Below are 12,707 nucleotides of genomic sequence, written 5' to 3' on the forward strand. Positions count from 1 at the left end.
ACGGAACCCGGCGAACGATCGGGACCGATCTACACGGAAACCTCATGTGATCCAACGGGTAACAGAGAAGGCTGCATGATGAGAAACAAACTTATGCCGGTATTCCTCGGCGCAGCGTTCGGGATGGTCGCGGCTACGGCGGCATCTGCCGCGACGCTCGACGACGTCAAGGGGAAAGGCTTCGTTCAATGCGGCGTGAGCCAGGGACTGCCCGGGTTTTCCAATCCCGACGACAAAGGCAACTGGACCGGCCTTGACGTCGACTATTGCCGGGCTGTCGCTGCGGCGATCTTCGGCGACGGCAACGCGGTCAAGTTCACGCCGCTCTCCGCCAAGGAACGTTTCACCGCCCTGCAGTCGGGCGAAATCGACATCCTGTCGCGCAACACCACGTGGACGATGGGGCGAGACACCTCGCTCGGCCTGAACTTCGCCGGCGTCGACTATTATGACGGCCAGGGCTTCATGGTCCGCAAGTCACTCGGCGTGTCCTCGGCCCTCGAGTTGTCGGGTGCCTCGGTGTGCACCAACACCGGCACCACCACCGAACTCAACGTCGCCGATTACTTCCGCGCCAACAACATGGAGTACGAGATCGTCGCCTTCGAGAAGGCCGACGAGGTCGTCGCCGCTTATGACGCGGGCCGTTGCGACGTCTACACGACGGACGCCTCGGGCCTCTATGCCCAGCGCCTCAAGCTGACCAATCCGGACGAGCACATGGTGCTGCCGGAGATCATCTCGAAGGAGCCGCTCGGCCCGGCCGTTCGCCAGGGCGATGATCAGTGGTTCAACATCTCCAAGTGGGTGCTGTTCGCGATTATCAATGCCGAAGAGCTCGGCGTCACCCAGGCCAATGTCGAGGAAATGAAGAACTCCGACAATCCGGAGATCAAGCGCATGCTCGGCACCGAAGGCGCCTTCGGCGAGGGCATCGGCCTCGAGAACGATTGGGCGGTCAAGGTAATCGCGGCGGTCGGCAATTACGGCGAAATCTTCGACCGCAATGTCGGTCCGAACACCCCGCTTGGGATCTCGCGCGGCTTGAACGCGCTGTGGTCGAAGGGCGGGATCTTGTACGCTCCGCCGATCCGCTGATTGGTTCCCACCCCCGGCCGCAAAACGGCCGGGGGTTTTTCGGGGCGGCACCGGATCCACCAAAAACGACTCGGCACCAGCGCCGGCAATCCGGTTCCTTCGCCCCCCGACTTGAAGTTCAGAGTTTTCGGTGGCCGCCCAACTCCGGGCCGGTCGCCAGTGGAGGGGGACTATGGCCGTACAGCACACAGTGCCGGCGGAATCCGCTCGTGCCTCGCTGTTCTACGACCCGAAGATCCGAGGCATCTTCTTTCAGCTTCTGCTGATCGCTGCTCTGGTCTTCTTCGGGTACCAGATCGTCACGAACACCGTCGCCAATCTCGAGCGCCAGAACATCGCCTCGGGCTTCGCGTTCTTGGACACGACGGCCGGCTTCGGCATCATCCAGTCGCTTGTCGAGTACAGCGAGGAGTCGAGCTACGGACGCGGCCTCGTCGTCGGTTTCCTCAACACGCTGCTGGTCGCCTTCATCGGCATCCTGCTGGCAACGGTCCTGGGCTTCGTCATCGGTATCGCGCGGTTGTCGCAGAACTGGGTGATCTCCCGAATCTCCTACGTCTACATCGAGATCATCCGCAACATCCCGCTCCTGCTGCAGATCTTCTTCTGGTATTTCGCCGTCCTTCGCGCGGTGCCCAATCCGCGCGATTCGGTCGAGTTGCCGGGCAGCATCTTCATCAACAACCGGGGCGTCTTCGCGCCGAGGCCGGTTTTCGAATCCGGGTCCGGGCTCGCCGGCATCGCGCTTCTCGTCGCCATCGCCGCGGTGTTCTTCATCAGGCAATGGGCCCACAAGCGCCAGGAGGAGACCGGCCTGCAGTTTCCGATTTTCTGGACGGCCGTCGGTCTCATCGTCGGCCTACCTCTTGTCGGACTGATCGTCGCCGGCTTCCCCGTCGGCGTCGACTATCCCGCACTCAAGGGCTTCAACTTCGTCGGCGGCCTCAAGGTGACCCCCGAGTTCATGGCGCTGTTGCTGGCGTTGTCGATCTATACCGCCGCGTTCATCGCCGAGATCGTCCGTGCCGGCATTCTCGCGGTCAGCCACGGCCAGACCGAAGCCGCCCATGCGCTCGGCATTCGCAACGGACCGACCTTGAGGCTGGTGATCATTCCGCAGGCCATGCGGGTCATCATCCCGCCGTTGACCAGCCAGTACCTCAACCTGACCAAGAACTCGTCGCTGGCGGTCGCCATCGCCTATCCCGACCTCGTTTCGGTCGGTGGCACGATACTCAATCAGACCGGTCAGGCCATCGAGATCATCGGTATCTGGATGGTGGTCTACCTGTCACTGAGCCTGCTCACCTCCGCCTTCATGAATTGGTACAACCAGCGCATGGCGCTCGTGGAACGGTAAGGGGGGCGCTGCGATGTCTACGACGGATTATGCGTATGTCCGCACCGAGATGGCCGACGAGGTTCCGCCTCCCGCGTCCGAGGTCGGCGTTTTCGGCTGGATCCACAAGAACCTGTTCTCGAGCTGGCTCAACACGCTGTTGACGCTGTTCGGGGTCTACATCATCTGGCTGCTCGTTCCCCCCGTGATCGAATTCGCTCTCGTGAACGCGGTGTGGACGGGAGAGAACCGGGAGGCCTGCCTGGCGCCGCCGGACAGCAACGTGCACATGGGCGCCTGCTGGGCCTACGTAAAGGCCTACCTGCCGCAATTCATTTACGGGCGGTATCCCGATGCCGAACGTTGGCGGGTCAATCTGGTGTTCTTCCTGTTCGCCATCGGGCTGGTGCCGATGTTGGTCCCGCGCGCACCGTTCAAGCGCGCGAACATCATCTACATGCTGGGCGCGTTCCCGGTCATCGCCTTCATCCTGCTGACCGGCGGCGACTTCGATCTGAGCGGTTTCGTGTTGTCCGGGTCCACGGGATCCTTCTGGATCGAATACCTGATCCTGACGGTCGTTCTCGCCGGTGCCGCGTTCGGTATTGCCAAGGCGGGGGGCAACGACCCGCGACCGATGATCATCAGCGTGCTCGCCACGTTGGCGGTCATTGCGGTGGTGCTGTTCGTGGTATCGGTCGATTTCGGCCTGCCCGAGGTGGAGACCGAGGTCTGGGGCGGCCTCCTGGTAACACTCGTCATCGCCATCACCGGCATCGTCGCGTCGCTGCCGCTCGGCATCGCTTTCGCGCTCGGACGTAGGTCCAAGCTGCCGATCATCCGCCTGGTCTCGATCATCTTCATCGAGTTCTGGCGTGGCGTGCCGCTTATCACGGTTCTGTTCATGTCCAGCGTGATGCTGCCGCTGTTCCTGCCGGAAGGCGTGACGTTCGACAAATTGTTGCGGGCGCTGATCGGCGTCGCGCTGTTCGCCGCCGCTTACATGGCGGAGGTCGTGCGTGGCGGCCTGCAGGCGATCCCGAAAGGCCAGTACGAGGGCGCCGAGGCACTTGGGCTGGGCTACTGGAAGATGATGGGGCTGATCGTGCTTCCGCAGGCCCTGAAGCTGGTCATCCCCGGCATCGTCAATACGTTCATCGGGTTGTTCAAGGACACCACGCTGGTGCTGATCATCGGTCTGTTCGATCTTCTGGGCCAGGTCCAGTCGTCCTACACCGACCCGACCTGGTCGACGCCAACCCAGAGCCACACCGGCTATATGTTCGCCGCGATGGTCTTTTGGGTATTCTGCTTCAGCATGTCCCGCTATTCGATCTACATGGAAAAACGGCTCCACACGGGCCACCGACGTTGAGGAGTAACCAGATGTCAGAGGCAACCACCGAAACCTCGGTCCCGCGGGTCGACCGTTCGAAGATGAAGGTTGGCGAGGAAGTCGCCGTCGAGATGATCGACGTTCACAAATGGTACGGCGATTTCCATGTCCTCAAGGACATCAATCTGAAGGTGATGAAGGGTGAACGCATCGTCATCTGCGGACCGTCCGGTTCCGGCAAGTCGACGCTGATCCGCTGCATCAACCGGCTCGAGGAGCATCAGCAGGGCAAGATCGTCGTCGATGGGATCGAGCTGACCAACGACCTCAAGAAGATCGACGAAATCCGCCGCGAGGTCGGCATGGTGTTCCAGCACTTCAACCTGTTCCCGCACCTGACGATCCTGGAAAACTGCACGCTGGCGCCGATCTGGGTGCGCAAGATGCCGAAGAAGGACGCGGAGGAGGTTGCGATGGAGTACCTCACGCGCGTCAAGATACCGGAACAGGCCAAAAAGTATCCAGGCCAGCTCTCCGGCGGCCAGCAGCAGCGCGTGGCGATCGCCCGCAGCTTGTGCATGAGTCCGCGCATCATGCTGTTCGATGAGCCGACCTCGGCTCTCGATCCCGAGATGATCAAGGAAGTGCTCGACGTTATGGTCGATCTCGCCCAGTCCGGCATGACGATGTTGTGCGTGACCCACGAAATGGGCTTCGCCCGTCAGGTCGCCAACCGGGTGATCTTCATGGATGCGGGCCAGATCATCGAGCAGAACGAGCCGACGGCGTTCTTCGAGAACCCGCAGCACGATCGCACCAAGCTGTTCCTCAGTCAGATCCTGCACTGAGGATCACGCACCGGCTTGAATACCGGCCCATGCGCCTCACATCAGGGACATGGGCCGTTTTCTCGTCACGCTCGGTCTGGTTCTGGTCGTGGTCGGTGTGCTGTGGCCGTATCTGGCCAGGCTCGGCCTCGGCCGTTTGCCCGGCGACATCGTCGTCGAGCGCGAGGGCTTCGCCTTTACATTCCGATCGTGACGGCGCTGCTGATCAGCGCCGTCCTCAGCCTGTTACTGTGGTTGGTCGGCCGGTGATGGGGGCATAACCGGGGTCGTTCACCCCAAGCCCCAGTCTTACTCCATGCCCGTTGCCACGGGCAGGTCGGCGCGGCCGCCCCATTCGCACCACGAGCCGTCGTATACGGCCGTCTGGCGGTGGCCGATGACCTGCAGCGCCAGCACCAGGATGGCCGCCGTCACGCCGGATCCGCAGCTGGTAATCACCGGAGTGCGCCGGTTGACCCCGACCGCGTCGAAGGTCGCCTTCAATTCGTCGTCGCTTTTCAGGACACCTTCAGGGGCGACCAGCGAGTCCCAGGGCAGGTTCACGCTGCCCGGCATGTGCCCGCCGCGCACCCCTTCACGTGGTTCCGGCTCGATGCCGGCGAAACGGCCCGGTGAGCGGGCGTCGAGCACTGTTTCATAGCCGTTGCCGAGCGAACGCAGGACGTCCTCGGCGTCTCGGACGGCGCCATGGTCGAGGCGGGCGGTGAAATGACGTTCCTGCCTCGTCACGGGACCGGACTCCACCGGCCTGTTCTCGGCGAGCCACTTCGGCAGTCCGCCATCGAGCACGGCAACGTCCGCCACACCCATGATCCGGAACATCCACCAGACCCGCGCCGCAGAGTACAGGCCCGCGCCGTCGTACACGACGATGCGTTGACCGTCGCCGATGCCGAGCTTGCGCATCCGCGAGGAGAATTTCTCCGGGCGCGGCAGCATGTGTGGCAGGTCGGTTGTGGTGTCGGCGATGTCGTCGATATCGAAGTGCACGGCCCCGGGGATGTGGTTTTCCAGGTATTCCGCCTTCGGGTCGCGTTCCATATGCGGCAGGTACCAGGAACCGTCGACAACGACGAGATCCGGCGCCGATAGATGCTCGGCGAGCCAGTCTGTGGAAGCGAGGAATTGCGCGCGTTCGCCGGCCATGGTGTTCCTTTGGTCTTTCCGTTCAGTCTTTGCTCGTCAGGCCGCGTTTCTCGTGCCAGCCGGCAATCGATTCAAGCGGGTACTCGTCGAAACTGTCGTCATTCTCGCGGATGTCGGGCTGCACCCAGTCCGGTGCGTAGGCCAACATCAGATGAACCCGCTCCGGCGGAACGGGCAGTTCGGTATCGATCGCCGAAGCGAAGGGGTGGACGAGTTCCGGCCAGCGCGGATCCCAGACCCATAGCGCACTGCCGCACTTCCTGCAGAAGCGTCGTTCGCCCGCGCTCTCCTGGCCGTCGATATGCGCGTGGAACACGGTGATGTCCTTCTCGCCCTCGACCTTCAGCGTCGCCGCGTCGCCTCCGAGATTGATGGCGTAGCCGCCGCCGCCCGCCGTCTTGCGGCAGATCGAGCAGTAGCAGCGCATGTAAGGGTAGGGCGTCGACGATTGCAGTGAGAAGGTGACCGCGCCGCAATGGCAGGAGCCTTCGAGCAGCATCGCCTCACCCCCCATCCGTGAAGGCAATGCGCACGCGACGGTTCTGCGCGCCCTTCGATTCCATCTTGGTGACGACCATCGCGCCGATTTCGCCGGTCTGCGCCACGTGCGTGCCGCCGCACGGCTGCAGGTCCACGTCCTGGCCGATCCGTACCAGCCGCACCTTGCCGGCGCCCATCGGCGGCTTCACGCTCATCGTCTTGACCAGATCGGGATTGGCCTCGAGCTCCGCATCGGTGATCCACTCGGTGGTCACGAGGTGATCGCCGGAAATCAGCGCATTGAGCTGTTCCGTGAGCTCCTCCTTCTGCGGGACCGTGCCCTCGATCGCGAAGTCCAGGCGGCCGTAATCGTCGGAAATCTGTCCGCCGGTTACCGGGTGCGGCATGGCGACCGACAAAAGGTGCAGCGCCGTGTGTACGCGCATCCGCCTGTAGCGCGTTTCCCAGTCTATCTTCGCCTCGACCGTATCGCCCGGCTCGGGGAGGGGGCCGGGCTCGGCGGGGACGTGCACGATCTCGCCGGGCGCATCTCCCTTGACCGCGGTGGCGACCGGGATCTCGGTCCCGTCCTCAAGCGTCAGCGTTCCCTTGTCGCCAGGCTGCCCGCCTCCGGTCGGGTAGAACACCGTCCGGTCGAGCACGATGCCGCCGCGATCGTTGACGCCGAGGACGGTCGCCTCGCAGGATTTACGGTAGGCGTCGTCGCGGAACAGCGGTTCGGTCTCCGGCACGTCGGTCTCCGTCTACTCGAAGGGGATTTCGATATCGAGGGTGCGTTCGAGCCAGTCCGGAACGGGCAGGCTCTTCGAACGCAGGAAGTCGGGATCGAACAGCTTCGACTGATAGCGGGTGCCAGGATCGCACAGGATCGTGACGACCGTATGCCCCGGCCCCATCTCCCTGGCGAGCCGGATGGCGCCGGCGACGTTGACGCCGGTAGAGCCCCCGAGGCACAGCCCCTCGTGTTCCAGCAGATCGAACACGACGGGAACCGCCTCGCTGTCCTCGATCAGATACGCCTTGTCGACGTGGATGTCCTCGATGATCGGCGTCACGCGACCAAGCCCGATGCCCTCGGTGATCGAGCCACCTTCGGTCGATTTGGCTTTGCCATGGGCGAACAGCTCGAACATTGCGGCGCCGCGCGGGTCGGCGCAGCCGATCACGATGTCGGGATTCTGGTCGCGGAGGAACATCGAGGTTCCCGCGAGCGTTCCGCCGGTGCCGACCGAGCAGATGAATCCGTCGACCTTGCCCTCTGTCTGCACCCAGATCTCGGGGCCGGTCGAAGAGTAGTGGGCCTTGCGGTTGTCGAGGTTGTTCCACTGGTCGGCGAACAGCACACCGTTCGGCTCGGTCTTGCGCATGTTATCGGCCAGCCGCCGCGCGACATGCTGGTAGTTGTTGGGATTGGCGTAGGGCAGGGCCGGCACTTCGACCAGCGTGGCGCCCGCGAGCCGCAGCATGTCCTTCTTTTCCTGGCTCTGCGTCTCGGGAATGACGATCACGGTGCGATATCCGCGCGCATTCGCCACCAGGGCCAGTCCGATGCCCGTATTGCCGGCGGTTCCTTCGACCACGAGCCCGCCCGGCTTCAGGTCGCCGCGCGTCTCCGCCTCGAGGATCATCTGCCGTGCGGGCCGGTCCTTCACGGACTGTCCCGGATTCAGAAACTCTGCCTTGCCGAGGATAGTGCAGCCTGTCGCCTCCGAGGCGTGGCGCAACTTGATGAGTGGCGTATTGCCGATCGCCTCGACGAGGCCGTCGCGATAGTCCATGCGGACGCTGATCCTCTCTTTCTTGATACTGAAGTCCCTGCTATCGGTCGAACTTAGAGGCCAGCCGGGGGGCGTTCAAGCTGACCGTCGACAAACCCGACATAGCCCGAGTTCCGCGATTCCGATATTGCCAACATTGCATGGCGTGGCGTGTTCCGGGTATGAGCGGGGCGACAAACGAGAAGAGGAACATCCGATAATGCTTCGCAACGCGATACTCGCCGCCTTGGCAATGGTAGCCGTCGGGATCGGCGCCACCGGCGCTTCCGCGCAGGAGCAGACCCAGGCCGAAGACACGATGACGCTGGTTGCCGGTACCGTGGATTGTCGCTACCAGCTTCGCCCCATCGAGACCGCGATCTGCACTGCGCCCGTGCTGGCGGCGATGGATCTGCAGATGATCACGCTCTACAACGTGCTGAATGCGTTGGTTAAGCCGGAAACGGGCGTCGAGATGGCCGCAACGCAGCAGGCGTTCCTGAAGTCGCGCGAGGCCTGCACCAGCGATCCGGAATGTATCGGCCAGGCGATCGCCCGGCGTATCGGCGAGCTCGATGTCATTCTCAAGGACATCGCGTCCCGCGGCCCGTACTGACGGGCTTTCGCGACAAGGCGCACGCCGAAATTCCGGCTGACCGCGGTCGTCTTCGCGGTCTTTTTACGGTCGCCTCTTTTTCGCGACGGTCGGGGCGGCAGTCGGAAAGGTGTGTCCCGCGCAATACAAACGCGCAAAACAAAAGGGCGGCCCGAGGCCGCCCAGTTTGATACGCACCAACGGAGGGAGGTTTCGCTGATGTCTCGCCCCCGCGACCCTCCGTCGCGGGCGAGGGGCTTGCCCCTCATCAATGAAAACATTCTGACTGATTCGTCGGCTTAATGCGCGCCGCGTCGATGGCGTTCCACAAGTTCGCCCCGGCTGTGACTGTTCGGACACAGTATCTTGAGCCGACTGGCAGGGCCTATTGAAAGGCGACTTCGGCGAAACTTCGCAGTTTCCGCGAATGTAATCGTTCGCGCTCCTGGGATTTCAGCCTTTCGAGTGCGTTTAGTCCGATTTCCAGGTGTTGGCCGACCCGCTGGCGATAGAACTCGCCGGCCATGCCGGCGAGTTTGATTTCCCCGTGCAAAGGCTTGTCCGAGATGCACAGAAGCGTGCCGTACGGCACGCGGAACCGGAATCCGTTGGCCGCGATGGCTGCCGATTCCATGTCGAGTGCGACCGCTCGCGATTGTGACAGCCGCCGCAGGATCGCACCATGGTCCGACAGCTCCCAGTTCCGGTTGTCGACGCTGGCCACCGTACCGGTGCGCATCACCCGCTTGAGCTCGTAGCCGTTCAGCCCCGTGACTTCGCCGACGCCCTGTTCGATGGCGACCTGCACCTCGGCGAGCGCGGGGATCGGCACCCAGACCGGCAACTCCTCGTCAAGCACGTGGTCCTCGCGCACATAGCCGTGCGCCAGCACATAGTCCCCGAGCTTCTGGGTATTCCTGAGACCCGCGCAGTGCCCGAGCATCAGCCAGGCGTGCGGCCGCAGCACGGCCACGTGGTCGGTGATGGTGCGGGCGTTGGACGGCCCGACGCCGATATTGATCATGGTGATACCGGCATCGTCCGGCTGTACCAGATGATAGGCCGGCATCTGCGGCATTCGGGCCGGCGGTTGTCCGGAGGATGCGGACTTCAGCCTGGCATTGTGGGTGATCAGGTTGCCGGGTTCGACGAACGCGGTCGCGACCGGATCGCCGTCGGCCATGCGTTGACGGCCGATGCGCGAGAAGTCGTCGACGTAGAACTGATAGTTCGTGAAGATCACGAAGTTCTGGAAATGCTCGGGTGCGGTGCCCGTGTAGTGGGTCAGGCGATGCAGCGAGTAGTCGATGCGGGCCGCCCTGAACATCGCGAGCGGTGCCGGGGCCCCGGGCCGCGGCACGAGCGTTCCGTTGACGATGGCGTCGTCCATCGCCGCCAGGTCCGGCGTATCGAACAGGTCGCGCAACGGCGGGCCGTCGCTGGCCATATGGCCAGCCTCCGTCTCGATATTGATGTCACGGCGATAGGCGAAATGGATCGGGATCGGCTCGTTCGATTCGCCGATCTCTACGGGCACCCTGTGGTTTTCGATCAGCAGGCCGATCTGCTCGACCAGATAGCGACGAAAGAGGTCCGGTCGCGTCACTGTCGTCTCGTGGATGCCAGGTCCCGAAACGAATCCGTAGGACAGCCGCGAGTCGACACGGGCGTGAGTGGCGGTCGTCATCCGAACGAACGGGTAGGTCGCACGTACGGGGGCGGATGGAATGTCGCCTCCCACGAAGCCCTGAAAGCGATCGCGCAGGAAGGCGGTGTTGCGCTCGTAGATCTCGGTGAGCCGATCGACCGCCTTCTCTGCGGACTGAAACGACTCGGTGGCGACGCGGGGGGGAGTGATCAGGTCGGATGAAGCGCTCATGGTTTCAGCTTTCATCGGGCCCGGGCGAAGTCAAGCGTGGTTGCGGCGGCCGCTTTAGGCACGCCCCGCGAAACGGGACTGAAACAAACAGGCCGAAAACGCGCCAGCCGGAGAAAAACTCCTGAAACGTGCCCTGATTACTATTAGGCCCATGCATGGGGTTTCTCGCATCCAAGCCCGCAAAGACTTCGGTCATAGGCTTCGTGCAGGTCCAACGCTACCGGAAGGAGCGACTTCAATGGGGACCGTCTCGATATTGAGTGCGTACGCGCCGGACGGTGCCGGCGCCCGGCGCGACGGCAACCGGGGCTATCCGCGGCTGGCGCGGGCGTTGCGGAGCCTGGAGCCTTTCCGCAGCCTGTCGCGGCGTTCGTTCGCCGACGTAGCCGGCTTGGTCGAACTGCACTGCATCGAGCGGGGCCAGGTTCTGTTCGAGCGCGGGGACCCGTCGGACACGCTGTATCTTGTCGCGAGCGGGCGATTCTTCGTGTTTCTCGATACTGACCAGGACCCCGTCGCCGAGATCGGCGCCGGCGAGCCGGTCGGTGATCTCGCCTTTCTTACCGGCCAGCCTCGTACAGCCACCGTCGTGGCGGCGCGCGACAGCGAGGTCGTCGCGGTGTCTCGCGCGACCTATCAGCAGCTTTTCGAGCGCGTGCCGCTGCTCCAAAAGGGGCTTCTGGTTCGCCTTGCCGAACGCATGCAGACGATCGCGGCGACGGCGCGGCCGCCTGCGCGCTCCCCCGGCAGGACCATCGCGCTGTGTCCGGTGGGTACGGCTCCGATCCCGCATGTCCTGGTGAAGCGGCTCGGGGCGGCGCTGGCGCAATACGGTCGCACGGAGGTCCTCCGTCCAGATCCGGTTCCGGATCATGGCGACCCTGGGATCGACGTCAGGCTGGCCAACCTCGAACGGGATTGCAGGTTCGTTCTCTGTCCGTTGCCGGTTCCTGAAGCCGATGGCGCCGAATGTGCCGAGTTGCTGCTGCGCCACTGCGACTCCGTCGTCCTCGTCGGCCGTCTCGGCGATGCGGCCGTGCCCGGGCGCGACCGGTTGGAGCGCACATGCGCCGATCTGTTCCTGAAGCGCAACCGCAGCCTCATTCTGTGGCGCGAAACCACCACCACTCCGATCGGAGGCACGCCGGCCTGGCTCGCCAGGCACAAGGTCGCGCTGCACCACCATGTCGCGCTCGATGCTCCGGGCGATGCCGAGCGGGTCGCCCGGTTCCTCGCCGGCCGTGCGGTCGGGGCGGTGTTCGGCGGTGGCGGCGCGCTCGGTTGCGGTCATCTCGGTCTTGCTCGCGCCTTCCGCGACGCCGGCATGGCGTTCGACATCTTCGGCGGAACCAGCGCCGGAGCCGCCATGGCCTTGACGCTTGCCGCCGGCACGCGTCCCGAGGACGTTATCGACCGCATCGAAGAGATCTTCGTCAGGAAGCGGGCGCTGCGCCGCTTCACGCTGCCGGTCTTCAGTTTTCTCGACCATACCGTGTTCGAACGCGAACTGGCCGCCAGCTACGGGAGCGCGGACATCGCCGACCTGCCGCTCAACGCCTTCGCCGTCTCGACCAACCTGTCGCGCGACTGCCTGCACGTACACCGCACGGGACCGATCTGGCAGGCGATCCGCTCGTCCGGCGCGGTCCCAGGCGCCCTGCCGCCATTTACGACGGAGGAGGGTGACTTGCTGGTCGACGGCGCCCTCGTCGATAACCTGCCGGTCTCGGTGATGCGCGACATGAAGATCGGTCCCAACGTGCTCGCCGGTTTCTTCCGGGAGGATCGCCGCCCGCGCGACCGTCGCTATGATCAGGTTCCGGGCCGAGAGCGGCTCATCGCCGACATCGTGTTGAACCGCCGTCGGTTGTTTCCGAGCCTGTTCGACGTGCTGTCGCGCTCGATGCTGGTGACCAGCCGCCGGTCCTTGCGGGAAACCGAGATCGGCTCCGATCTGCTGGTGAGCCTGCCGGTGCCGGACCGGATGGGGCTGCTCGATTGGAAATTGGGCCGCGCGCAGGAGGAGCGCTGCTATCGCTATGTCTCACGCCTCATCGAGGAGGCCGGCGGTCCGATGGCGCTGATCGAGCAGGCGCAGAGGGATCGATCCGCGGTCCGGCCCTGAATCGAAATGATCGGCCAATCGAAACGATCGGCGAATCGAAACGGGCGGCCAATGGGCCGCCCGCAGTGATCTTCGATCGTTCG

11 protein-coding genes and 1 pseudogene are annotated in these 12,707 nt (G+C 63.9%); 7 read left to right on the forward strand and 5 right to left on the reverse strand.

From position 1 onward, the window contains the following. The first annotated feature begins 78 nt into the window (after positions 1-78). The 5 genes and pseudogenes from ACSF9G_RS10250 (at position 79) to ACSF9G_RS10270 (ending at position 4,870) form a co-directional block, all read left to right on the forward strand. The gene (locus ACSF9G_RS10250) at positions 79-1,098 is read left to right on the forward strand and encodes an amino acid ABC transporter substrate-binding protein (protein WP_436641161.1); all 1,020 of its coding nucleotides are present in this window, start codon (positions 79-81) and stop codon (positions 1,096-1,098) included. 172 nt (positions 1,099-1,270) lie between these two features. After that, entirely contained in the window at positions 1,271-2,458 is a 1,188-nt protein-coding gene (locus ACSF9G_RS10255) for an amino acid ABC transporter permease (RefSeq protein WP_436641163.1), read from the forward strand. Between the two features lie 13 nt (positions 2,459-2,471). Beyond that, a complete protein-coding gene (locus ACSF9G_RS10260; protein ID WP_436641165.1) occupies positions 2,472-3,812 on the forward strand; it encodes an amino acid ABC transporter permease in 1,341 nt (446 codons plus the stop codon). A gap of 11 nt (positions 3,813-3,823) precedes the next feature. Continuing rightward, entirely contained in the window at positions 3,824-4,621 is a 798-nt protein-coding gene (locus ACSF9G_RS10265) for an amino acid ABC transporter ATP-binding protein (RefSeq protein WP_436641167.1), read from the forward strand. Positions 4,622-4,670: 49 nt separating this feature from the next. Continuing rightward, positions 4,671-4,870: pseudogene (locus ACSF9G_RS10270) on the forward strand (DUF2905 domain-containing protein). 39 nt (positions 4,871-4,909) lie between these two features. Here ACSF9G_RS10270 and sseA read toward each other — a convergent pair. Genes sseA through ACSF9G_RS10290 form a run of 4 tightly spaced genes read right to left on the reverse strand, consistent with a single transcriptional unit; the run spans position 4,910 to position 8,046 of the window. Then, positions 4,910-5,767 carry a 3-mercaptopyruvate sulfurtransferase gene (sseA, locus tag ACSF9G_RS10275; RefSeq protein WP_436641169.1) on the reverse strand — a complete coding sequence of 286 codons (858 nt, stop codon included), beginning with the start codon at positions 5,765-5,767 and terminating at the stop codon, positions 4,910-4,912. Positions 5,768-5,789: 22 nt separating this feature from the next. Beyond that, on the reverse strand, positions 5,790-6,266 hold the full coding sequence (locus ACSF9G_RS10280) for a GFA family protein (RefSeq protein WP_436641171.1): 477 nt from the start codon (positions 6,264-6,266) through the stop codon (positions 5,790-5,792). Between the two features lie 4 nt (positions 6,267-6,270). Next, the gene (locus ACSF9G_RS10285) at positions 6,271-6,999 is read right to left on the reverse strand and encodes an alanyl-tRNA editing protein (RefSeq protein WP_436641173.1); all 729 of its coding nucleotides are present in this window, start codon (positions 6,997-6,999) and stop codon (positions 6,271-6,273) included. Positions 7,000-7,011: 12 nt separating this feature from the next. After that, positions 7,012-8,046, reverse strand: coding sequence for a cysteine synthase A (locus ACSF9G_RS10290; protein ID WP_436641175.1), 1,035 nt, complete (start codon positions 8,044-8,046; stop codon positions 7,012-7,014). 199 nt (positions 8,047-8,245) lie between these two features. Here ACSF9G_RS10290 and ACSF9G_RS10295 point away from each other — a divergent pair, with 199 nt between their 5' ends. Then, positions 8,246-8,641, forward strand: coding sequence for a lysozyme inhibitor LprI family protein (locus ACSF9G_RS10295; protein WP_436641177.1), 396 nt, complete (start codon positions 8,246-8,248; stop codon positions 8,639-8,641). Between the two features lie 364 nt (positions 8,642-9,005). Here the strand turns inward: ACSF9G_RS10295 and ACSF9G_RS10300 are convergent, their stop codons facing one another. Beyond that, on the reverse strand, positions 9,006-10,499 hold the full coding sequence (locus ACSF9G_RS10300; protein WP_436641179.1) for an AMP nucleosidase: 1,494 nt from the start codon (positions 10,497-10,499) through the stop codon (positions 9,006-9,008). 238 nt (positions 10,500-10,737) lie between these two features. Between ACSF9G_RS10300 and ACSF9G_RS10305 the strand changes: the two genes are divergently transcribed. Then, a complete protein-coding gene (locus tag ACSF9G_RS10305; RefSeq protein ID WP_436641181.1) occupies positions 10,738-12,624 on the forward strand; it encodes a patatin-like phospholipase family protein in 1,887 nt (628 codons plus the stop codon). Positions 12,625-12,707 lie beyond the last annotated feature (83 nt).

Source organism: Microbaculum mangrovi (assembly GCF_051390635.1).
Lineage (GTDB): Bacteria > Pseudomonadota > Alphaproteobacteria > Rhizobiales > Tepidamorphaceae > Microbaculum.